This window comes from Tenacibaculum aquimarinum (assembly GCF_022478115.1).
In the GTDB taxonomy this organism is placed as follows: Bacteria; Bacteroidota; Bacteroidia; order Flavobacteriales; family Flavobacteriaceae; genus Polaribacter; species Polaribacter aquimarinum_A.
Window position 1 is genome coordinate 156928 of the sequence record NZ_JAKGSC010000001.1, and the last position, 17954, is coordinate 174881.

Genomic DNA, 17954 nt, shown 5'->3' on the forward strand with positions numbered 1-17954 from the left:
AGTTTACATGAAAAAACCGATTGAATAATTCAATCGGTTTTTTATGCTTTATAAAAAGTTTATTTTATAATAATTTTTCTTGTGGAAATTTTACCTCCATTAGAAATTCTTAACAAATAAATTCCTGTTGAAACATTATCGTATATTAACTTTTCAGAGAATTGTGTTGAAACATTTTTAAATGTTTTTTGATTTACTTTTCTCCCTCTTAAATCATATAACTGAGTTTTTACTTCATCTGTGTTAATCACTTCAAAAGCTAAATTAATTTCTCCGTTTGAAGGGTTTGGGTATAAATTAAAACCACTAAAAGCAAAATCTTCTATTGACGCTGCCGGATTTTGAACTTCTATTGTATAATCTTCAGTTTCTCCCCATCCGCTTGCGTAATTTGCTGTACATGGACCGTCTCCGTGAGGCGCACTTGTTCCGGTATACTCTAACACAACACGCATTCTAGTATTTCCTGTTACAGCATCACTTGGTATTGTTATGTTTAAAGTGGCGGTTGAAACGTCATCTAAATGAGTTCCTAAGTCATATCGCTCGTCTGTTATATTGAACACATAATCTTTATTCCAGTCTATAAACACATAAACATGGTCTTGAAATCCTGCAGTATCAAAAGTTACACTTATTTGATGTTCTTCATCTGTATTTACAGTGGTAGAAACTGATGTAAAATCCTGATAACCATCTAATACGCCATCAGTATTTGAATCATAGTCATTGTCTGAATTATTATTTATAGTATTAAATGTTACATTAGAAATCCACTCACTACTAGTGCTTTCACTAAATGTAGAGTCACAATAAGAAGGATCTTCAGTTGTAAAACTAAATGCACTTGAGAAAGCACCTTCTGCACATTCATTTTTAGGCTTTACTCTCCAGAAATACTGTGTACTTCCATTTAATACAGTAGAAACTGTATATGAATTTGTACTCACAGTTCCAGAATCTATAATATTTGAAAAGCTATTATCAGTTGCAACTTCAACATCATAAGAACTAGCATTAGAATCTAAATTCCATATTAAATCTGGTGTAACAGTTATATCTGTAGCACCATCAGCTGGTGTAGTTAAGGTTAAACTAGAAAAAGCACTTCCTAAAACCAATAATTCTGCATTTACAGTTCGCATAACAGAAGTAGTGGCTGAAGTTCCAGTAATTTCAATTGTATATAGTTGAGCTGTTGCTCCATCAAAATTACTCACTGTCATTGTAACATCTCCATCGCTATTTATTGTAGAAGGAGAAAAAGAAATACTTGAACCTGCTGGTTCATTAGCTGTGGTAAATGAAACATCTTCTGTTAAACCATTTACAAAATCTAGATTTAGAGTATAATCAACTGAATTCCCTCCTGAATTACAAGCACTTTGTTGTGTAGTATTATTAGCAAAAACAAATGTTGGTGTTGTAGAGTTTATAGTAAAATTAGATGAATTTACACTGTAAAAGATATTATCAACAGCTTCTATCATTATTCTAGCTGAGGTTGAAGGGGTATCTGGCACTGAGAAAGTATGTGTACCATCATTTGGAGTACTTTCAATTAAAGTAATTGGAAAAGTAACCCCTCCATCTATAGAAAGTCTAATTTTAACATTAGCACAATTAATTGGAGCAATATCTGTAGCTGCTTTATCCCAAGTGATTGTTTGAGTAGAACCTGTGTCCCAAGTAACTACAGTATTTTGAGAAGTTACAACAAATGGATCCGAGCTACCATCAACAGTAATAGTTGTTGTATCAAAACTTGATTGTCCATTTAATCCAGTTGCAGACGGTTCTCTATCTCTAACAGTTAACGCCCAATTTAAATCTCTAGCAACGGTAGATACTGTTTCCCAATCATCTCCAGAATTTGGATTAGTCTCTGTTAATTGCCCAGCTACAACTCTACTTAACTTTGGAATATATCTATCTGGTGAAGTAGTTGGAGGTAAAGATCTAGCTTGTGCCCCAACTGTTCTTGTAGGTCCAAACTGACCACTAGTAACCTGACCACTATCTGTTTGCTCCCAGCTATACATTAAATTATCTCCTGAATCAGAATCTGTTGCAGTTCCTCTCAATACAAAAGCTGTTCCCTGAGGGATTGTATAATTTTGGCCTGCATTTGAATTTGGCGGATTATTAGTGATAGTAACAGGATTGTTGTCTTGCCAACAAGTTCTATTATTAGTAACATTATCCATTACTTGTTTTATACTATGATAATGAAAATAAGGATCACTATTTTGTTGCACATTAGAACTTGTAATACCCGCATAACCCATTATTGTTGAACCAGACCCTGGTTCTGCATTAACTCCTGTGCCCTCTGTGGAGTGAGAGAATGTGTGATTAGCACCCATTTGATGACCTATTTCATGAGCTACATAATCCACATCAAAAGTATCTCCTTGTGGTATTCCATCAGCTGGTGAAGTAATTCCAGCTCCTTTATTTTCATCATTTGTACTACTAGTATCATCTCTACAAACACAACCAATACACCCAGCATTTCCACCTCCTCCAGATGCACCGAACATATGCCCTATATCGTAAGCATCATTTCCTATTACATCTGTAAGCGTATTTTGTAGCTCAACATTCCAAGCACTCAGTGAACCTGAATAAGGATCTGTCGCTGAATCGGTATAAATTAATTCCGGAAAATCTTGTAACTCAAAAGTAATTGCCATGTCTGTTTCAAAAATAGCATTAACACGGGTTATTGTAGCGTTTATGGCTGACAATGCCCCAGCAACAGTTCCTCCATGAAACTGTGTGTATTCTCCATTTACAGAAACAGCAAGTCTAAACTTACGAAGTATTTGATCATTAGCATCTCTTTGAGTAATGCTGTTTTTTCCTGAATCTTTTACAATTTCATCTACAGTTGAACATACAAAATCTTCTTTAGGTAAATTTGTTTTAGACAATCTATTATAAACAATGTATTTTTCAACATTTCCTTCTATAGGTTGCATAAAAACTGTTGGCTTGTTTTTATAAGAAATCATGGTCTGAACTCCTTTTGGAGAAACACTCATTCTTACCACAGCTCCTGAATTATCAACAGAAAAACCAACATAAGATTTTATTTCCGGAAATTTAGCAGATAAACTTGGCGAAAAAACGGGTGCTTCAAATATTTTAAAAGATTGCATATTACCATTTTCTTCAGGTAAATTAATTACAACCTCAGACCTCCCAGTATTTAAACCTCTTAAAGGAACTTCGTTTAATTGCTCTTTAAAATCATTAAAATTTAACTCTAAAGCTTGAGAATTCTCCTTTTGTAACAAAGAGACATCTTGACCATTTAAATTACCTTTAACTGCAGTTTTTTTCCAAAATGAATTTTGAGAAAATAAACTGACACTAAAAAGTATAGTTGTTATAAAAAATGAATTACGTAATTTTAATCCCATAATATTGTGTTTTTACTTGATAATTAACAAATATAATACATATCTTTTCTAATATTTAATATTTAATATTAAATTTACAAAAATCATTTATTCTACATTACTCAACAATCCATGACACACAAAACATACATCATTTTAATTTTAATTTCTACTTTAACTTTTATTAATTGTAGTTCAAGTAAGAAGGCGGTTATTGCAAGTGAAGTTATTTACGATGCTCACACTAGAGGGAGATTTGAAAAAATAACATTAGTCAGTAATAATTTAACCTATAAAACTCGCCAAAAATCTGAAATAATCACCATAAGTGAAGAGCAAAAAAACTCTTTAAATAAGGAAATCTCTAAAATAGAATTAAATAAAATTGATAAATTAACCGCACCAACAAATAAAAGACTTCACGATGGAGCAATGCATACTTTTATTTCTATTAAGCAAGGAGAAGAACTATATACTTCTATTACTTTTGACGACACTAACCCTCCTGCTGAATTGTTACCACTTTGCAATTTAATTAAGAGTTTTATAAAAAAATGATTCACATATAAATCTTATCTTTGATTCATATTTGAACTATGAATAAAAACGTCCATTTAAAAGATTTATCTCTAAAAGATTATAAGGATACTTGGGATTATCAAACAACTTTACTGCAAGAAACAGTAAATATTAAGTTTGACAATCGTAAGAACAATCTATCTAATTCTACAAAAAACCACTTTCTTTTTGTTGAACATCCTCACGTTTACACTCTTGGTAAAAGTGGAGATTTAAGCAATCTTTTACTTAATGAAAAACAACTTGAAGAAAAAGGCGCTGTTTTTTATAAAATAAATCGCGGTGGAGATATTACCTATCATGGCCCAGGACAAATTGTTGGATACCCTATTTTGGATCTAGAAAATTTTTTTACAGATATTCATAAATACCTTCGTTTATTAGAAGAAGTTATCATTTTAACAATTGCAGAATATGGTTTAAAAGGCGAAAGAAGCGAAGGTGAAACCGGAGTTTGGCTAGATGTAGGAACACCTTTTGCTCGTAAAATTTGCGCAATGGGAATTAGATCAAGTAGGTGGGTTACAATGCATGGTTTTGCCTTAAATGCAAATACAAATCTTGGTTATTTTGACAATATTATTCCATGTGGAATTAAAGGGAAAGCTGTAACATCTATGGAAGCTGAACTTGGTAAAAAAGTAAACGCAGAGGAAGTAAAATCTAGAATTTTAAAACACTTTAAAGCTCTTTTTGAAGTTGACCAATTTATTCAGAATTAATTATTTATAAAGTCTTCAAATAGTAATAGGCTTTCTTTTGGGCTTTCCTCCATTGGAACATGTCCTGAGTTTTTTACTATTATTAACTTAGAATTTGGCATTAAGCTATCCATTCTTTTTCCGTTATCTAACGGAATCCAATTGTCATTTTCTCCCCAAATTAATAACGTTTTATTTTGGATACTTTTCAACTTTTCTAAATTTGAATTATCTCCTAATTTAAAATCGGTTTTGGCTCTATCAATAAATGCTTTTCTATTCCCTTCTCTTAAAGCCATTTCATGATAACGAGTAATTAAATCTTCAGAAATTTTTGAATCATCTTCATAAACTTGCTCAATATTATCTTTAATAACGGCTCTTGGAGTTACATATAAAAACATTGAATTTACAATAGGAGTTTTTGCCATTTTAAAAATCCACGGTTGCGGTTTATTTGTTGGCAATCCACTAGCATCTACTAAAACCAACTTTTTAACAGCCTTCGGGTTTTCTGCAGTAAAATTCCAAGCAATATTTCCTCCTAAAGAATTTCCAACTAAATACATACTATCTAATTCAACCTTATGTAGAAATTTAGTTAAAAAGTTAGTGTAATTTTCTATCGAATAATCTCCGTTAGAATTTGCTCCTGTTAAACCAAAAGCTGGCAAATCCATTCTTACTACTCTGTGCTTCTCTTTTAATTTTGAAGTCCAATAATCCCAAGTATGTAAAGATGCTCCTGTTCCGTGAATTAAAACAATTGGCATTCCTTTTCCTTCATCTCTGTAATGCACTTCCATTCCATCAATTTCTACAAATTTCGAATGTTCATTTGCATATTTCTCTTTTAAAACTTCAACAGAAATATCAGAATAAATAGCTCCTTTTATCAACAGAATTACACCTATAAGAATTGCGTAGAAAAAATATTTCTTTGTAGAATTTTTCTTCATAATTATTTTATAATCTTATATAAAACTGGTTTGCTTGGTGTTGCATCATTTTCGAAAGGCGCAATCATTAAATTTAATAAATACTCTCCATCCTCCACAGAATTTGGTACATAAATAAACTCTGTAATAGTAGCATCCATTCTTAATTTACCTGCAGTATTCCAAAATGCATTATGAGACAAAAGTTTACCTTCATCTTTCTCCTTATCTACAGACGGTAAATCAATTAATAAATGTTTTATTCCTTTTTCTCTTAAATAAATAGCTGCTTTTTCAGACAAATAAGTTGGATTTGTATTAGAGTATCTCATACTCTTTTTATCCTCTAAATTAGGTAAAGTTCTAATTACTATTGCATCTCGCTTTTTATTTCTTAAAGCATTACTTAACTGTTTAACTCCTATAATAAAGTCTCCATTATGAAACAAAGGTGCAATGGTAACAACCTCTGCGAGAAAAATAAAATATTTTAAATTTTTATTGACTGAATGCACTTCTTCAGTTATATGACCAACACATTCTGTATGTGTAACATGAGAATGTGGATTAAAATGAATATTATTAAAATTTACAACAGCTCCTTCAGATACTTTTATTTTTTCCCCTTCCATTTCTTCAGGAAAAATTTTTGGATCTTCTATGTACCAAGCATTTAAATTTTCCTTTGTAACATCTATAGGAATTGAAATATCTATTGGATTAGATATGTTTACTTCAATTTTTCTAGAGTTATATTCTATTATCGCTTTCATATATGTACTGCTATTTTTTAAACCTAATTTACCTTAAATAAATCTGCTGAAATACCATCTGATAAAAATTTACCTTTTAAAGTAGTTTTTAAAATTTGATTTTCAATATACAATAATTCTTGTTTTATATATTTTTCTGATTGATTTTTTAAATACTCAACAAACTCATTACCAAAATCAGTTTTAATTTTATCTAAAGAAACTCCCCAAATAGTTCTTAAACCTGTCATTATATATTCGTTATAAGCATCAGTTTTAGAAAGTATTTCTCTTTCAATTGGCAATTTATTTTCTTGAATTGACTTTATATAAATCGAATTATTTCTAACATTCCAACTTCGTTGAATTCCATCAAAAGAATGTGCCGAAGGACCAATTCCTAAATAACTTTTACCCAACCAATAGGCTGAATTATTTTTACTAAAAAAACCTTCTTTACCGAAGTTAGACAACTCGTAATGCACAAAGTTTTCGTTCTTTAATTCTTCAATTAAAATATGAAATTGTTCTGAAGCTTTTTCTTCGTCTACATTTTTAATCTTCCCTTTTGCAATTAACTTTTCTAAAACTGTTTTTGGTTCTACTGTTAATGCATAACTTGAAATATGTGGAATTCCAAAACTCAAAACTGTTTTTATATTCGCTCTCCATTCTTCATTTGTGCAATCTGGAATTCCGTAAATTAAATCGACTGAAATATTATCAAAATACTGATTTGCGACTGATAAACAGTTTTTTGCCTCTTCAGAATTATGTGCGCGATTCATCAATTTTAAATCTTTTTCGAAGAAAGATTGCACTCCAATGCTTAATCTGTTAATTGGACTTTTGGAAAGCTCAATTATTTTTTCTTCGGATAAATCATCTGGATTTGCTTCTAATGTAATTTCAGGGTTTTCAACAACATTAAAGTTATTATAGACCGAATTAATCAACAATTCTATTTCACTTGCTGATAATAAACTTGGTGTTCCACCTCCAAAATAAATGGTTTCAATAGTTGAATTCTGCAATTCATCTTTACGCAATTCAACTTCTTTTATTAAACAAGAAATTAGTTCATCTTTCTTTTTTAACGAAATAGAAAAATGAAAATCGCAATAATTACATGCTTGCTTACAAAACGGTATGTGAATATAAATGCCTGCCACTACTTCTTAACGCGTTTCTCATTTTGCTTAACAAAAGAAGCCCAACCAGAATAACTTTTACCGCCAACTATTTTTCCTGAATTGTAAAAATGACAAACCGCAGCCGCCAAGCCATCCGTAGCATCTAAATTTTTTGGTAAGGTTTTTAAATTTAAAAGCGATTTTAACATCAAAGCAACTTGCTCTTTACTTGCATTTCCGTTTCCAGTAATTGCCATTTTTATTTTCTTCGGAAGATATTCCGTTACAGGAATTTCTCTAGACAAACCTGCAGCCATTGCAACTCCTTGAGCACGGCCTAATTTTAACATCGATTGCACATTTTTACCAAAAAACGGAGCCTCTAAAGCAATTTCATCTGGATGATAAGTGTCAATTAACTCAATTGTTCGTTCAAAAATTAGCTTTAACTTTACGTATGGATCTTTGTATTTATTTAAAAGTAACTCGTTCATTTGAACAAATTCCATCTTTTTATTTACAATTTTTATAATTCCGAATCCCATAATTGTGGTTCCTGGATCTACGCCTAATATGATTTTTTCTGTCGCCAAATTTGTCGTTCTTTGTTGAAATGTACAATTCACTTCCTTACAAAACTAAGCAATTCTTTTGGTTAGCAATTAAATTATCAATTGTAATTGGTTGCTGCTACTTTGTATATCAAAAATTAGTAGGAAATGACAATTTTCGTTTTTCTGATTTTTATCAAAATTTGACTAAAAACAACGTTTTATCATTAAAAAACAGCATTATTTTATTCTTATTTACGTTTTTTAATTGGATTTTAGAAATTACAAAATGGAGGAATTTAGCTTCTTTTGTTCGTAAAACTTCATTTTACGAAGCTACAAAACAAAGTTTAGCTTCTTTAACTACATCTTTAATTACACCAAATAGAATTGGCGAATATGGAGCAAAAGCATTGTATTTTAAAAAACAACATAGAAAGGAAATTGTTGGCTTAAATTTAGTTGGTAATTTTTACCAAATGCTAATCACATTAATTTTTGGCGTTATTGGTTTTGCCTTTTTCTATTATAATAATGATGTTACTATAAACTTTAGAAGAGTGTTACGATTACTTTTTCTGGGTATTATTCTTATTTCAGCATTCTTTTTTGGTGCAAAACATTTTAAATATCGAGGTTATGGTGCTGAAAAAGCAAGAAAATTTATTAATAGAATTTCGTTTAGCTTAAATGTAAAAACTGCCTTTTTATCGTTGTTTCGTTATCTTATTTTTTCGCATCAGTATTACTTATTGTTGCTTTTATTTAATGTTGAAATCTCTTATTTTGATGCAATTACAGCAATTACTTCCGTTTATTTTATAGCTTCAATTGTGCCAATGTTAAGTTTGTTTGATGTTGTTTTAAAAGGGACAGTAGCAATTTGGGTTTTCGCTCATTTTGATGTAAAACCTATTTTAGTTTTATCGATTACAACCTTAATGTGGATTTTCAACTTTGTAATTCCTGCTTTTATTGGAAGCTATTTTGTGTTAATTTTTAAACCTGTTTCCAACAAATGATTTGGTTTTTAATCTTCATATTTAGTTGCTATGCAATTTTGATTATTTCTTTATCAATTGGGTTTAGAAAAGTTAAACCATTTTCTTCTGAAAAAACAATTCCAAAAACAACGTTTTCTGTTGTAATTCCGTTTAGAAATGAAGCCGAAAAACTACCTTTTTTATTAAAATCTATTGAAGAATTAAACTATCCAAAAAGTTTATTTGAAATTATTTTTGTTGATGATGCTTCGGAAGATAATTCTGTTTCTGTGATTCAAAAATTATTTTCTGTCATTTCGAACAAGAAACGAGGAGAAATCTCAAACAAAGAGATTCTTCCTAACGTCAGGTTGACAATTAAAATTATAAACAATATAAGAACCTCAAATTCTCCTAAAAAAAATGCTATTACCTCAGCAATTTCGATTGCAAAAAATAATTGGATTGTAACAACAGATGCAGATTGTTTATTACCCAAAAATTGGCTACAAACTTTAGATAATTTTATTCAAAAAAGTAATACAAAAATGATTGTTGCTCCAGTAAATTATACAATTAAAAACAGCTTTTTACATCGTTTTCAATTACTAGATTTTATGAGCATGCAAGGAACTACAATTGGTGGATTTGGAATTAACTTTCCGTTTATGTGCAATGGCGCAAATTTGACTTACAAGAAAGAAGATTTTATTAAACTTAATGGTTTTGAAGGAAACAACAACATTGCAAGTGGTGACGATGTTTTTCTATTAGAAAAATTTATAAAAAATGATGTAAATTCAGTTAGGTTTTTAAAATCGAAAGATGCAGTTGTTAATACTTTTCCTGTAAATTCTTGGAATGATTTGGTAAATCAACGAGTTCGTTGGGCTTCAAAAACGGGTAATTTTAAATCTATAAAAGTTAAACTGATTGGTTTGTTGATTTTAATAATAAACATGAGTATCCTTTTTTCTTTCTTTGGATGTTTAATTAAGCAAAGTTCTTACACATTATTTCTAATTTTATTTGCCTCTAAATCGGTTATTGATTTGTTTTTATTCTTGCCAACAATCAAGTTTTTTGAGCAAGAAAAATCGTTTTGGGAAAGCTATTTATTAAGTAGTTTTTTATATCCATTCTTTAGTGTTTGGGTTATTTTTAAATCGGTCTTTTTTAAATATAACTGGAAAGGCAGGGAATTCAAAAAGTAAGCAAACAAGTTTAGCCCAGATTGAACGGTGTGTTTGAGCTCTTTTTTGTTTTTCTCAAAAAAAGCGAGTAGTGAAAGCTGGAAATAGCTTCTTAAAAAAATTATATATTTGATCTATGAGCGTATTTGGAATGAGAACATCGAATCCGGCTTTTTCGAGCTACTTTTGGGGGAAGAAAAAAAGCTATTCTAGAGCAAAAATGAGCCTTTCTGGTATTGTTTTTAAATCGTTTTTAATGTTGTGTTTAGTAGCTTTAACAGCAAGTTACACTTGGAAAATTTTCTTTGAAGGAACCGACATAAAATGGTATACAACTTTGGGTGCTTTTGTGGCAATTGTGGCAAGTTTATTTATCTCTTTTAAACACAATTTAGCCAAATGGTTGTTGCCAATTTACGCATTGGCAAAGGGTTTTTTCTTAGGCGGAATTAGCGCGTACGCACACAAACGTTTTCCGGGTTTACCGTTGCAAGCAATTGCAGTAACAATTACTACTTTTTTTGTGATGCTATTCTTGTTTAAAACCAGATTAATTGTGGTTACTCGCCAGTTTAGAGCCATTTTAATTACAGCTTCTATAACTATTTTTACCATTTATATAATTAGTTGGATTTTATCTTTCTTCGGAATTCACTTGAGCTTTATTTACGGTACTTCTAACTTTGCAATTGCTTTTAATGTTGTGGCAGCAATTGTAGCTTCGTTTAGCTTACTTTTAGATTTTTACTATATAGAAAGACAAATAGGAAAAGCGCCTAAAACTCGTGAATGGCTAGCAACTTGGGGATTTTTAATAACACTTATTTGGTTATATGTTGAAGTGTTACGATTGATGAAAAAATTGGCAATTCGATTTTAAAAAAACTTACTTAAAAGTGAATCTGCATTAAAAAACAAATACAATGCAATTGCTAACAAAACCACTAAAAACAATCCTTTTTGAGGTTTTGCTTGTTTCTTTTTCCCAAACTTTCTTTTGAATTCCATTTTACTGATTTTGTTTTATTGTTCTCGATACAAATTTATTCATTCTTCATAAATTCACTCGAACTGACAGGCTGAAAACTAACTACTTCTTAATTGCGCGTAACATCTCTCTTTTTCCTGGAGGTCCAGGCAAACGCTCTACTGCGAAACCTACAGCAATCATTGCTCTACGTACACTTCCTTTTGCAGAATAGGTTACTAAAATTCCGTTTGGTTTTAAAGCATTATACATTTTTGTAAAAATAGCTTCTGTCCATAATTCTGGTTGCACACGTGCTCCAAAAGCATCAAAATATATTAGATTAAATGCTTCTACATCATCAATATCTTCGAAGAATTGTTTCCTTTTTAAGATTGAAAAATTATCTGTAACCTGATGTTTTTCTTCCCAAGAAACACTGTGAATTTTGTTAAAAGCTTCACTTTCTTTTTCGGCTTTTAAAACCGAAATAAAGTTCATTTTCTCAACCTCTTCAGCAGAAACCGGATATGCTTCTACGCCAACGTAATCTACTGGTTTTTCACTTTCTAAATACGTAATAAAACAGTTTAAACCGGTTCCAAAACCAATTTCGAGTATTGAAACAGTATCTGCTTCAACTAGTTTTAATCCACTATTTATAAAAACGTGATACGTTTCATTTATTGAACCATTTTTAGAATGATATTGTTCATTCCAATCAGGTAAATTAATGGTTGAAGAACCATCTGAGGTAATAATTATTTCTCTTTTGATACGCTTTTATTTTAACAAAACACCATTTGCTTCAAAAGCAAATTCTACTTTAGGTTCAGTAATTTTAGCTATTTCTTCTTTACTTTTTCCAGCATCTTCTGCATAATGACGTAATTCATCAACAGGAGTTTCTTTTACAAAAGCAATACCATCTACAATAACTTCTTTACCTTGACTATCTAATGGCATAAAAAAACCATAGTCTTTAAATTTAACCATTGTTTCTGTTTCGCCATTTAGTGGAAGTTTCATCCAACAACCTTTTTTAGTACAAACTTCTTTTATTGTTGAAGCAAATTTTGCATTTATAGTATCTCCTACTTTTAAAGTATTAAACTTTTCCAACATTTTTTCTGCTGTTAAAGCTTCTCCTACAGAAATTTGATTCCCTATAAATTGGTAATCATTTTCAGTTGATTTTATATCTGCCTTTTTTTCAGTTTTACACGAAGTTAATGCAAGCGCAAAAATTATAGTAACTTTAAATAGTAATTTCATTTTCTAATAGTTTAATTTTATTAAAACAAATATAAGAAATTATAAGAAAACCTCTTACAGATTATAACTAAAAAACTCATTCTTATTTTGTATTTTTGACATATCTTAAACAAACACAAAACATGCAAAGTTCTGATATTAAAGTTCAACTGATTGAAGAATCAAAAATTAGCCAAGTAGATTTTAATAATTTACCTTTTGGATCCGTTTTTTCTGATCACATGTTAGAATGTGATTTTAAAAATGGCGAATGGCAAACACCTGTTATTAAGCCATATTCTCCTATTACTTTAGATCCGTCTGCAAAGATTTTTCATTACGGACAATCTATTTTTGAAGGAATGAAAGCTTATAAAGACGCTGAAGGTTCTACCCTACTTTTTAGACCTTTAGAAAACTGTAAACGTTTAAACAAATCTGCTGAGCGTTTGGTAATTCCTCAAATACCAGAAGATATTTTTATGACTGGTTTAAAAAAACTATTAGAAATAGATGCTGATTGGATTCCAACAAATGATGGAAGTTCTTTATATATAAGACCATTTATGTTTGCTTCTGGTAACGGTTTTCATGCTTCACCTGCAGACGCTTTTAAGCTTATTATTTGTACAGCTCCTTCTGGTGCTTATTTTGCTGGTAAAGTAAAGGTTTTAATTGAAGAGAAATATGCACGTGCTGCAAATGGCGGAGTTGGTTTTGCTAAAGCTGGTGGTAATTATGCTGCACAGTTTTACCCAACACAATTAGCCATAGAAAAAGGCTACAACCAAGTTATTTGGACAGATGACAATACGCATGAGTATATTGAAGAAGCTGGAGCAATGAATATTTTCATTCGAATAAACGACACTTTAATTACAAGTCCAACAAGCGATAGAATTTTAGATGGAATAACTCGTAAAAGTATTATTCAGATTGCAAAAGATAGTGGCGTTGATGTTGAAGTAAGAAAAATAACAGTTTCTGAAGTAATTGCTGCTGCACAAAGCGGAAGTTTAAAAGAAATGTTTGGAGCTGGTACAGCTGCAGTTATTTCTCCTATTGCAGGTTTTGGTTATCAAGAAAAAGATTATGATTTACCAGAATTAGAAAATCCGCTTGCATTACAATTGAAGAAACAAATTACAGATATTCAAACTAATAAAGCTGAAGACCCTTACGGTTGGAGAGTTAAATTATAATCTCAAGAAACTATGTTTTTAATAAACGCACTTGCAAAACCCAAAAAATCTTCTGAACATTATGACGAAGTCATTGGCGCTTACGTTAGCGTATATGTTGACTATAAAGATATTGATGGCGCTTTTAAATTAGCCAAACATTATATTAAAGAAGAAGGTTGGAAAGTAACTGAAATTGAAGAAGAATACTTTACGTTAAGTTCTTTAGAAGATGTTGATGAAGACCAAGAGGACTTCTTTACAGAAGCCCAAGAGTTCGGTTACACAATGGTTTTTAATTGCTACGAAGAGGAATAAAACTTATTCCGCAATACTTTTCGCGCAAATAAAACCACCAGTCCAAGCGTTTTGAAAATTGAAGCCACCCGTTACGGCGTCAATATTTAAAATTTCACCTACAAAAAAGAGATTTTTATGTAATTTACTTTCAAAGCGCTTGAAATTAATTTCTTTCAAATCAATTCCACCTGCTGTTACAAATTCATCTTTAAAAGTAGTTCTACCGTTTGCGTTAAAAACTCCTTTTGTAAGTTGATTTGACAAACTTTCTAATTGATAGTTATTTAAATCCGCCCAATTTTGATTTTGTCTAATTTCTGAAGCAATTACAAAACGTTCCCACAGTCTTTTAGAAATCTCCGTAAATGGCGATTTTAAAATCACTGTTTTACGTGGTTCTTTCTTTTTTAAATTCAGTAATACATTTAGCACTTTATCTGTTGGTCTAGACAACCAATTAACTTCAACATTATAATGATAATTTTTATCAGCTAAAATTCTTGCTCCAAAAGCAGAAAGTTTTAACACTGCTGGTCCACTCATTCCCCAATGTGTAATTAACAAAGGACCTGAAGCTTCTAATTTTGTATTTACAATTTTTACCGTAGCATTCGGAACAGAAGTTCCTAATAAATCTGTTAGCCTTTTATCTTTAATATTAAAGGTGAATAATGAAGGAACTGTTTCAATAATAGAATGACCTAAATCGTTCGTCATTTCCCAAATTTTCTTAGAACTTCCTGCAGCGACTACTAATTTATCGGCAATAAATTTTTCGTTTTTTGTGTTAATAACCCAACTCTCTTCTTGTTGATAAAACGAAATTACACCACAGTTTGTTAACACTTTAATATTTAACTTATCAACAGCTTTTTGAAAACAATCTATGATTGCTTGTGAAGTATTTGCTTCTGGAAAAACTCGATTATCATCTTCTATTTTAAGCGGAACACCTCTATCATCAAACCACTCAAAAGTATCTCCAGTCATAAATTGATGAAAAGGTCCAAGCAATTCTTTTTCTCCTCTTGGGTAAAATTTCACCAATTCTTTTGGTTCAAAACAAGCATGTGTTACATTACATCTTCCTCCTCCAGAAATTTTTACTTTCTGTAAAACATCTTTTCCTTTTTCTAGAATTGTAATGTCTAAATCCGGATTTTGTTCCTTTGCATTTATAGCAGTAAAAAAACCTGCTGCTCCTCCTCCAATAATTATTACTTTCTTCATAAAATCATTTCTGAATACGTAAGAATTGTTTCAAATCCTTTATTTTTAAAATATGCTAATGTTTTCTTATCTCCTGTTACTAAAACGAAATCTCCGCCCCAAGCTCCCAAGCTTTTTACTGCTCCAAAATAGTCTGGAAATAATCTTTCTTTTACGGGTTTTAGTTTAATTATTGAACTGATTATTTGTTCATGTTCAACTATTAACTTCTCAAATTCCTTTAATGATTTAGCTTCTAAAAATTCATTAGAAATCTCTGAAACTCTTTTTATTTCATTCTGAAAATCAACACCACTTTCTCTAAATTTTGCGATACCTTCTTTAGAATCTTGCTTCTGATTTAAATACACAAAAAATAGGTTTTCTTTAAAAGTCGGATTGAATTCAACTTGCTCAACTTTAGGTGTCATCTTGAGCGCAGTTGAAAGATCTTTTTCTATTTGATAAAATATTGCCGCATCATTTTGCGCACAAGCAATATCGTAACCACTTCCTTTAAACGAATTCCATAGTAATTTAAAAGCATCTACTTTTGCCCAATTGGCAATATTATTTATTAAAGTTGAAGAACTCCCTAAACCCCAATTCTGAGGAAAAGTTAAGTTTGTTTTCACTAAAAACCCATTATCTGTAGTTAAAAAATCAGGATTTAAATTTTTAGCTTCTTTTAAAATGTCTAATAACGTTTCTCCAATAAATTCTGCACTTCCTTCTTTGTCCGAATTAAATGTTGCAGAAACTAAACGGAGTTTTGTTAAATCAAAAACAGCTTCAAACCAACAATCTCCAGTATTTGTAAAACTTGCCCAGATTAATTGTGGCTCTTTAATTTTTTCAACAATTAAATCTTGCCCAAATTTAGTTGGAACCGCTAAAGATTTTGCGCCATCTAAAACAAGATATTCACCTGTTAATAAAAGTTTTCCGTTAGAATAGCTTCTCATTAGATTAATCCAAATTGTTTAAAATGATGTGTAAAATGTTTTACTTGAAACTTCTTCCAATACTCATAATCTAGCTCACCAAAAAACGGATGCACTACACTTCTATTTTTATCTTTTGCAAAAACGGATTCAAAAACTTTAACTTGCTCAATTAAATCATTTGTCGCTGCTGCAATTGATTCGAATTTTAATTCTATTGGATCTTCAGCCAAAAAAGGCGCTTTAAAACCAACTTGCAACTCACCTCCTGTATTTAAATACGGTTTTCTACGCGCTTGTTTATCATCAGAAACATAACTATCTACCTTCCAGTTTCCATTTGCAATTTGCGTTACAGCACTTAAATGCTCAATCATCTGTTGCGCATTCATTTTCCCAAAAAGAGGTTTAGTCTCAACTTTTAAAGTTGACAAAATATTTGTAACTTCAACTTCATCTAAAAAATTCACCCAACTAATTGTTGGTTTTCTTAATTCCTTAAACTTAGTGACTACAGCTGAATGAGAAACTGTTCTTTTATCAAAATACGTTGTAATTTCTTCTTTCTCTTCTTTTGTTGCTCCTAACTGATTCAATATATTCTGCAAATGCATTTTCATGTGTCCATGCTGAATACCTTTTGTTGTTAATGCTCTTAAAGCTGCAAAATTCTGCGCCAAACCTGCCGAAGCAATTATTTGCATTAAAACTCTTGCTGAAGGTTTTTGCATTAAATCTAAAGACAGTTTTGCCATTGGATGTAATGCTGTTAATCCACCAACAGTTCCTAAAGCCAATGGTACTTCAATCCAAAACTTAAAAACTCCCTCTTTTACAGTACAATGTGTTAAACTCTTATATTCTCCATCTCTTGCCGCATAAGCATGTGCGCCAGCTTCAATGGCTCTAAAATCGTTTCCTGTAGCTAAAACCACAGCATCAATTCCGTTCATAATTCCCTTATTATGAGTAACAGCTCTGTAGGGTTCAATTTCTGCAATTTTTACTGCTTGCTCAAATTTTTGCGCAAATTTTTCAGGGTTTTCTCCACCTAGTGCTTCAACTTTACAAGAAACTTCAGCTCTAACCAAACACTCCGGAACATTGTTAGAAAGAATACTCATAACAATTTCTACATCTTCCTTTTCAAATTCCTTAGCAATTACCTCTAAACAAGAATTTATAAAGTTTGCCCCCATACTATCTTTGGTTTCAAACGTTACATGAAGCTGATAGTAATTGGCTAATTTTTCTGTTTTATCTATTAATTTTATATCTAAAATTCCACCGCCACGTTTTTCCATATTTTTAGTAATAGAAGCTGTTGCGGCAAATAATTCAGTTTTATTTTTGTTGAAATAAGTTTCTAATTCGGCTTTATCTCCAGCATACATAAAATGTACTTGACCAATTTTTGTAGTACCAATTACTTCAGTCTTAAAACCTCCACGAGTACTCCAATATTTTGCCACTTTAGATGCCGCTGCAACCACAGAACTTTCCTCAACAACCATAGGAATAACATATTCTCTGTTATTAATTACAAAGTTTGGTGCTACTCCATAAGGAATATAAAAATTGGTGATTGTGTTTTCAATAAAATCGTCATGGAGTTGTTGTAATTTTTCATCTACATTCCAATACTGTTTTATTGTTTGTATAATCTCTGGCTGATTGCTAAAATAATTAGCAGCCAACCATTGTATTTTTTCTTCTTTGGTAAGTTTTGAAAAACCGGATATGATTTTAGTCATTTGTGTATCAAATTTTGATAAAGAACAAAGATAATTGAATAGCCATTAACTACGTTAAAATTTCAAGATTTATAATTTTTAGCGTTGATTTTTGCTGATTTTTCCGTA

18 protein-coding genes are annotated in these 17954 nt (G+C 30.9%); 7 read left to right on the forward strand and 11 right to left on the reverse strand.

The features are described 5' to 3' along the window. Positions 1–59: 59 nt before the first annotated feature. Positions 60–3428: a reprolysin-like metallopeptidase gene (locus tag L1S33_RS00740; protein WP_240560812.1), complete on the reverse strand. Its 3369-nt coding sequence runs from the start codon at positions 3426–3428 to the stop codon at positions 60–62. A gap of 111 nt (positions 3429–3539) precedes the next feature. Between L1S33_RS00740 and L1S33_RS00745 the strand changes: the two genes are divergently transcribed. Beyond that, the gene (locus L1S33_RS00745; protein WP_240560813.1) at positions 3540–3965 is read left to right on the forward strand and encodes a hypothetical protein; all 426 of its coding nucleotides are present in this window, start codon (positions 3540–3542) and stop codon (positions 3963–3965) included. A 38-nt stretch (positions 3966–4003) separates the two neighbouring features. Next, entirely contained in the window at positions 4004–4708 is a 705-nt protein-coding gene (gene lipB / locus L1S33_RS00750; RefSeq protein WP_240560814.1) for a lipoyl(octanoyl) transferase LipB, read from the forward strand. Here lipB and L1S33_RS00755 read toward each other — a convergent pair. The 4 genes from L1S33_RS00755 to ruvC are packed head-to-tail and all read right to left on the reverse strand — an operon-like array spanning position 4705 to position 8103. Continuing rightward, positions 4705–5646, reverse strand: coding sequence for an alpha/beta fold hydrolase (locus L1S33_RS00755; RefSeq protein ID WP_240560816.1), 942 nt, complete (start codon positions 5644–5646; stop codon positions 4705–4707). The genes lipB and L1S33_RS00755 overlap by 4 nt on opposite strands. A 2-nt stretch (positions 5647–5648) precedes the next feature. Next, positions 5649–6398, reverse strand: a complete 750-nt coding sequence (locus L1S33_RS00760; RefSeq protein ID WP_240551436.1) for a cyclase family protein — start codon at positions 6396–6398, stop codon at positions 5649–5651. A 23-nt stretch (positions 6399–6421) separates the two neighbouring features. After that, positions 6422–7549: a radical SAM family heme chaperone HemW gene (hemW, locus tag L1S33_RS00765; protein ID WP_240551435.1), complete on the reverse strand. Its 1128-nt coding sequence runs from the start codon at positions 7547–7549 to the stop codon at positions 6422–6424. Continuing rightward, positions 7549–8103, reverse strand: a complete 555-nt coding sequence (ruvC, locus tag L1S33_RS00770; RefSeq protein WP_072555822.1) for a crossover junction endodeoxyribonuclease RuvC — start codon at positions 8101–8103, stop codon at positions 7549–7551. The genes hemW and ruvC overlap by 1 nt, the downstream gene beginning before the upstream one ends. Before the next feature lie 20 nt (positions 8104–8123). Between ruvC and L1S33_RS00775 the strand changes: the two genes are divergently transcribed. From L1S33_RS00775 to L1S33_RS00785, 3 genes are all read left to right on the forward strand, one after another. Continuing rightward, complete coding sequence (locus L1S33_RS00775) at positions 8124–9083, forward strand: lysylphosphatidylglycerol synthase domain-containing protein (RefSeq protein WP_240551434.1); 960 nt, start codon at positions 8124–8126, stop codon at positions 9081–9083. After that, entirely contained in the window at positions 9080–10258 is a 1179-nt protein-coding gene (locus L1S33_RS00780; RefSeq protein WP_240551433.1) for a glycosyltransferase family 2 protein, read from the forward strand. Before L1S33_RS00775 ends, L1S33_RS00780 begins: the two co-directional genes overlap by 4 nt. Before the next feature lie 115 nt (positions 10259–10373). Beyond that, entirely contained in the window at positions 10374–11117 is a 744-nt protein-coding gene (locus tag L1S33_RS00785) for a Bax inhibitor-1/YccA family protein (protein WP_240560817.1), read from the forward strand. Here L1S33_RS00785 and L1S33_RS13155 read toward each other — a convergent pair. The 3 genes from L1S33_RS13155 to L1S33_RS00795 all read right to left on the reverse strand — a co-directional run bounded on the left by L1S33_RS13155 (position 11114) and on the right by L1S33_RS00795 (position 12479). After that, complete coding sequence (locus L1S33_RS13155; protein WP_257785976.1) at positions 11114–11245, reverse strand: hypothetical protein; 132 nt, start codon at positions 11243–11245, stop codon at positions 11114–11116. The genes L1S33_RS00785 and L1S33_RS13155 overlap by 4 nt on opposite strands. Before the next feature lie 82 nt (positions 11246–11327). Next, complete coding sequence (gene mnmD / locus L1S33_RS00790) at positions 11328–11981, reverse strand: tRNA (5-methylaminomethyl-2-thiouridine)(34)-methyltransferase MnmD (RefSeq protein ID WP_240561629.1); 654 nt, start codon at positions 11979–11981, stop codon at positions 11328–11330. A gap of 6 nt (positions 11982–11987) precedes the next feature. After that, positions 11988–12479, reverse strand: coding sequence for a DUF4920 domain-containing protein (locus L1S33_RS00795; protein WP_240560818.1), 492 nt, complete (start codon positions 12477–12479; stop codon positions 11988–11990). 122 nt (positions 12480–12601) lie between these two features. Between L1S33_RS00795 and L1S33_RS00800 the strand changes: the two genes are divergently transcribed. Both L1S33_RS00800 and L1S33_RS00805 read left to right on the forward strand, forming a co-directional pair. Beyond that, positions 12602–13660: a branched-chain amino acid aminotransferase gene (locus tag L1S33_RS00800; RefSeq protein ID WP_240560819.1), complete on the forward strand. Its 1059-nt coding sequence runs from the start codon at positions 12602–12604 to the stop codon at positions 13658–13660. 12 nt (positions 13661–13672) lie between these two features. Continuing rightward, positions 13673–13957, forward strand: a complete 285-nt coding sequence (locus tag L1S33_RS00805; protein ID WP_240551429.1) for a hypothetical protein — start codon at positions 13673–13675, stop codon at positions 13955–13957. Between the two features lie 3 nt (positions 13958–13960). On the opposite strand, the gene L1S33_RS00810 is transcribed toward L1S33_RS00805, so the two are convergent. Genes L1S33_RS00810 through L1S33_RS00820 form a run of 3 tightly spaced genes read right to left on the reverse strand, consistent with a single transcriptional unit; the run spans position 13961 to position 17846 of the window. After that, positions 13961–15169 carry a BaiN/RdsA family NAD(P)/FAD-dependent oxidoreductase gene (locus L1S33_RS00810; RefSeq protein WP_240560820.1) on the reverse strand — a complete coding sequence of 403 codons (1209 nt, stop codon included), beginning with the start codon at positions 15167–15169 and terminating at the stop codon, positions 13961–13963. Next, positions 15166–16113, reverse strand: a complete 948-nt coding sequence (locus L1S33_RS00815; protein ID WP_240560821.1) for a GYDIA family GHMP kinase — start codon at positions 16111–16113, stop codon at positions 15166–15168. Before L1S33_RS00815 ends, L1S33_RS00810 begins: the two co-directional genes overlap by 4 nt. Then, positions 16113–17846, reverse strand: a complete 1734-nt coding sequence (locus L1S33_RS00820; protein ID WP_240551426.1) for a hydroxymethylglutaryl-CoA reductase, degradative — start codon at positions 17844–17846, stop codon at positions 16113–16115. The genes L1S33_RS00815 and L1S33_RS00820 overlap by 1 nt, the downstream gene beginning before the upstream one ends. Positions 17847–17954: the final 108 nt, after the last annotated feature.

Excerpts from the sequence above, each read along its gene's own strand:
- L1S33_RS00800 (WP_240560819.1), top strand. The coding sequence starts at position 12,602 with ATGCAAAGTTCTGATATTAAAGTTCAACTGATTGAAGAATCAAAAATT.
- lipB (WP_240560814.1), top strand. The coding sequence starts at position 4,004 with ATGAATAAAAACGTCCATTTAAAAGATTTATCTCTAAAAGATTATAAG.
- L1S33_RS00740 (WP_240560812.1), bottom strand. The coding sequence starts at position 3,428 with ATGGGATTAAAATTACGTAATTCATTTTTTATAACAACTATACTTTTT.
- L1S33_RS00760 (WP_240551436.1), bottom strand. The coding sequence starts at position 6,398 with ATGAAAGCGATAATAGAATATAACTCTAGAAAAATTGAAGTAAACATA.
- L1S33_RS00810 (WP_240560820.1), bottom strand. The coding sequence starts at position 15,169 with ATGAAGAAAGTAATAATTATTGGAGGAGGAGCAGCAGGTTTTTTTACT.
- L1S33_RS00755 (WP_240560816.1), bottom strand. The coding sequence starts at position 5,646 with ATGAAGAAAAATTCTACAAAGAAATATTTTTTCTACGCAATTCTTATA.
- L1S33_RS00785 (WP_240560817.1), top strand. The coding sequence starts at position 10,374 with ATGAGCGTATTTGGAATGAGAACATCGAATCCGGCTTTTTCGAGCTAC.
- L1S33_RS00775 (WP_240551434.1), top strand. The coding sequence starts at position 8,124 with ATGTACAATTCACTTCCTTACAAAACTAAGCAATTCTTTTGGTTAGCA.
- L1S33_RS00795 (WP_240560818.1), bottom strand. The coding sequence starts at position 12,479 with ATGAAATTACTATTTAAAGTTACTATAATTTTTGCGCTTGCATTAACT.
- L1S33_RS00820 (WP_240551426.1), bottom strand. The coding sequence starts at position 17,846 with ATGACTAAAATCATATCCGGTTTTTCAAAACTTACCAAAGAAGAAAAA.
- L1S33_RS00805 (WP_240551429.1), top strand. The coding sequence starts at position 13,673 with ATGTTTTTAATAAACGCACTTGCAAAACCCAAAAAATCTTCTGAACAT.
- L1S33_RS13155 (WP_257785976.1), bottom strand. The coding sequence starts at position 11,245 with ATGGAATTCAAAAGAAAGTTTGGGAAAAAGAAACAAGCAAAACCTCAA.
- L1S33_RS00815 (WP_240560821.1), bottom strand. The coding sequence starts at position 16,113 with ATGAGAAGCTATTCTAACGGAAAACTTTTATTAACAGGTGAATATCTT.
- L1S33_RS00780 (WP_240551433.1), top strand. The coding sequence starts at position 9,080 with ATGATTTGGTTTTTAATCTTCATATTTAGTTGCTATGCAATTTTGATT.
- L1S33_RS00745 (WP_240560813.1), top strand. The coding sequence starts at position 3,540 with ATGACACACAAAACATACATCATTTTAATTTTAATTTCTACTTTAACT.